General features: G+C 69.0%; 1 protein-coding gene. It reads right to left on the minus strand.

From position 1 onward, the window contains the following. Positions 1 to 78: 78 nt before the first annotated feature. Entirely contained in the window at positions 79 to 1842 is a 1764-nt protein-coding gene (locus RJ1_RS44775) for an IS1634 family transposase (RefSeq protein WP_073371151.1), read from the minus strand. Positions 1843 to 1978 lie beyond the last annotated feature (136 nt).

Below are 1978 nucleotides of genomic sequence, written 5' to 3' on the forward strand. Positions count from 1 at the left end.
CCCGAAGTTACGGTCAGGTGGACGAGCGAACCCCCAGTTGAGCTGGGGGTTCGTTGGTTTCGGTTGTGGTTGTTCTGGCTACTTGACCGCCAGGGGGATGGCGGTGTCGAGGAGTTCGAACGCGCGTCGTTGGGTCGGGGTGGGGACGGCGAGGGTCGCCACGATCGGTCCGTCGTCGCCGTAGCGCAGGTCGTTGCGGGTGAGGGTGGCCAGGTGGGCCAGCAAGGCCTGGTAGGAGCGGGTGGGTAGGTCACCGTCGGTGGTGGTCTTGCGGGCCGCCTTGGCCTGGGCGGCGGCCGAGCGGGCCGCGGGTGCGACGGGATCCTCGCGGTGCGGCGGTTGTTCGTCGGTGTAGGTCAGCGGCGCCCACGCCTGGCGCAGGTGCCAGGTGAGGTAGGCGGCGAGCATGCAGATCAGCACGTGCGCCTTGACCCGGTCGGTGAGGCGGTGGTGGATCGGGCGCAGGTCCAGGTCGATGGCCTTGAGGGACCGGAAGTCGCGTTCGACGCGGGAGAGGTTCTTGTAGGCGTCGATCACGGCGGCGGTGCCGAGTTCGTCGGCGCTGGCGGTGGTGCGCAGGGTGTAGATGCCGTCGAGGGCGGCCTCGGCGTCGATCCGCTCCCGGTTGCGGGTCACCGTCAGCGAGGTGTCGGCGATGTCGAGGTGGAAGTGTTTGCCCACCTTGTATTTTCCCAGCACCCGACCGACCCGTAGGCCGATCTTCCCGGCCCCGGTCAGCCGGCCCGCGGCGACCGCGGCGACGATCTTGCCCAGTTCCGCCTCGGTGGCATCGAGCAGCTCGCCGCGTTTGCGGGCCCGCTCGTCGGCCAGCGCCGGGTTGCGGCACACGATCAACCGTTCCCCGGGATACTCGGGGTGGGTGATCTCGGCGAAGTTCTGGGTGTCGAACAGCGACATCTGCAACGGCCCGTCATCGGCGGCCAGCGCCGCGATCTGCGGGGCCCGCAGCGCGGTCAACCACCCGAGTCCGCCGAGTTCTTTGAGGGCGGTGATGCGGGCGGCGGTGATCATGCCGCGGTCGCCGACCATCAGCATGTTCTCCAGCCCGAAAGTGTCTTTGACCGCCGTCACGGCGTGGGTGAAGGCGGCCGGGTCGGCGGTGTTGCCGGGAAACACCCGGACCGCGACCGGACGACCCTCGGGGTCGGTGAGCAGCCCGTATTCGATCTGCTCGCAGCCCTTCTTCCCGTCGCGGGAGTAGCCGCGGGCGGCCAGGTCGCAGTGCCGGCCGGTCACCCACGAGGAGGACAGGTCGAACATCGCGATCCGCGACGGATTCACCTTCGGGTCCAGATGCTTTCCGGCGAGCTGTTTTTCGATGCGGTCCTGGCGACCCACCAGCCAGTCCATCGCCGCGTAGATCTCGTCCGTGCCCGCCCCGGCGACCTCGAGGTCCACCCCGAGGGTGGTGTCGGCCCACCAGGAGGCGGTCGCCAGTTTCGAGGCCGGGGCCACCGCCCGGGCGAGGATCAGCGCCATCGCCAGATCCCGCTGCCGGCCGGCCGGGCCGAGCAGGGCCGGCAGGCCCAGAGCCTTGGCCTGGGCCCAGACCGCGGCCACGTGTCCGTGCGGCACCGAGCGGAGCACCGTGGCCGCGGTGTCTGCCGGCACCAGCGTCTGCCCCTTCAGCCCGGCCTCGACCCAGTCGATCACGTGCGCGGGCAGCGTGGACAGGTTTGCCACGGTCTCGTTGCGCACCCGGGTGCCCTCGCGGAACGTCCGCCGCAGATAGGCGGACTCGTAGTCGCGGTGTTGCCCCTGTTTGTCCACATGCGACTTCCGCACTCTGACCACATGGACCGCGTCCCCACGCTTTGCCATACCTATCACGGTACTGCAATTCACGACGAACAGTCGCCGCGACACGCCAACAATTCTGACTACATCCGCAGAGCTCCGAACCTGAGAAAGGGCAGATCAGAGGCGAACCCGGCACTCAGACTCGCCGTAACTTCGG

It is taken from the genome of Rhodococcus jostii NBRC 16295, from assembly GCF_001894825.1.
In the GTDB taxonomy this organism is placed as follows: domain Bacteria; phylum Actinomycetota; class Actinomycetes; order Mycobacteriales; family Mycobacteriaceae; genus Rhodococcus_F; species Rhodococcus_F jostii.

Coding starts and splice junctions, on each gene's coding strand:
- RJ1_RS44775 (WP_073371151.1), bottom strand. CDS start 1,842: ATGGCAAAGCGTGGGGACGCGGTCCATGTGGTCAGAGTGCGGAAGTCG.